At 46.0% G+C, this 1,003-nt stretch carries 2 protein-coding genes; both read left to right on the top strand.

What is annotated here, in order from left to right:
* The coding region (locus A3738_RS05415) for a CNNM domain-containing protein (RefSeq protein WP_068763428.1) at nt 1-805 on the top strand (805 nt) is incomplete at its 5' end.
* 12 nt (nt 806-817) lie between these two features.
* Nucleotides 818-1,003, top strand: a 186-nt coding sequence (locus A3738_RS05410; RefSeq protein WP_197473622.1) for a hypothetical protein, incomplete at its 3' end; no start/stop codon positions are given.

The following is a 1,003-nucleotide window of genomic DNA, read 5'->3' as shown; positions in this document are numbered from 1 at the left end:
CGAGTGGGAAACACTGATTGCGGTGTTACTCACCTTAGCTATTTTGTATTTTTCTGAGATTATTCCTAAGACATTGGGCGCGACCTATTGGCGGCAACTTGCTGTGCCGGCGTCTTTTACTATCTCTTGGTTAGTGAAAATTGTGTTCCCGCTAGTGTGGCTGTCGACGCGCTTGACCAAGTTATTCAGTAAAGACAAAGACAATGTGATTACGCGTGATGAAATTTTAGCGCTTGCCTCACTTGGCCAAAAAGACGGCACGATTGTCTCGCAAGAGAATGAATACTTATCAAATCTACTTCATCTTCGAGAAGTGGCGACGGAAGAAATTTTAACGCCTCGCAGTGTTGTGCATATGCTTCCTGCGGTCACCACCATTCAAGAAGCTTTGGATGATCCGCAAACAAGGCAATTTACACGTATACCTGTTTACGACGAGCATGTTGATGATGTGATTGGTCAGGTGATTCGTGCCGATCTATATGAAGCTGAACGCCAAGGCAAGGGTAGCGAGAGTATTGTTTCCGTTATTAAACCGTTGAGCCGTGTGTCCGATCGCTTACCTGTTCAAAAGCTCCTCGATACGTTCATTAAGAAGCGCGCACATTTGTTTTTGGTGACAGATGAGTTTGGCCAGAACGAAGGGGTTGTGTCTTTAGAAGATGCCATTGAAACTTTGCTAGGGCGAGAGATCATGGACGAGACGGACGCCGTTGAAGATATGCAGGCGCTTGCTCGTTCAAATCATCGCGAGAAGTTGCGAGAGACAAAAGCGCAAAGCGATGCGCCAGAGTCAAACGTCTAGGAGGTACATGCTGTGTCAAATGTTGCGAATGTACCAAGTGGTAAGTTAGAGAAGCTCGTTTTTGTCGCTTACTTATTACATTTCTTTAGCGCCTTTAATGGTTTGCTGTCTCCAGCACTTATCGTCACAGCTTTTCTCACCGGTTGGCCCTCTATTATTGCCTTGATCATCTGTTATGTGTGGCGTGATGAAGCTGCC

Source organism: Oleiphilus sp. HI0066 (genome assembly GCF_001635725.1).
The sequence above is the reverse complement of the archived record's forward strand: the minus strand, read 5'-3'. Positions and strand labels throughout refer to the sequence as shown.